The following is a 462-nucleotide window of genomic DNA, read 5'->3' on the forward strand; positions in this document are numbered from 1 at the left end:
TCTCGCTGTACATCAATTCGCCGGGCGGTTCTGTATCGTCCGGTCTGGCAATGTACGACACGATGCAGTTCATCAAGCCGGACGTGTCCACGCTTTGCATGGGTATGGCAGCCAGTATGGGCGCGTTCCTGCTGGCAGCCGGCGCGAAGGGCAAGCGTCTGGCCCTTCCGAACTCGCGCATCATGATTCACCAGCCGCTGGGCGGCGCGCGGGGCCAGGCTTCCGACATCGAGATCCAGGCGCGTGAGATTCTGTACCTGCGCGAGCGCCTGAATACGGTGCTCTCGGAAGTGACCGGTCAGCCTGTTGATAAGATCGCCCGCGACACGGATCGTGATAACTTCATGAGCAGCGAACAGGCTAAGGAATACGGCCTGATCGACCAGGTCATCGCAAAGCGCTGAAGTGTCGGGGTAATGTGCCGATCTATGGATAGACGGCGTGGCCGGTGCGTTTTACGGC

Annotated in this window: 1 protein-coding gene; it reads left to right on the forward strand. The window is 60.2% G+C overall.

Annotated elements, in window-relative coordinates; genetic code table 11:
- On the forward strand, positions 1-404 hold a 404-nt coding region (locus C1I99_RS35485; protein WP_146604123.1), incomplete at its 5' end, for an ATP-dependent Clp protease proteolytic subunit.
- Between the last annotated feature and the right edge of the window lie 58 nt (positions 405-462).

It is taken from the genome of Micromonospora deserti, from assembly GCF_003236335.1.
Lineage (GTDB): Bacteria > Actinomycetota > Actinomycetes > Mycobacteriales > Micromonosporaceae > Micromonospora > Micromonospora deserti.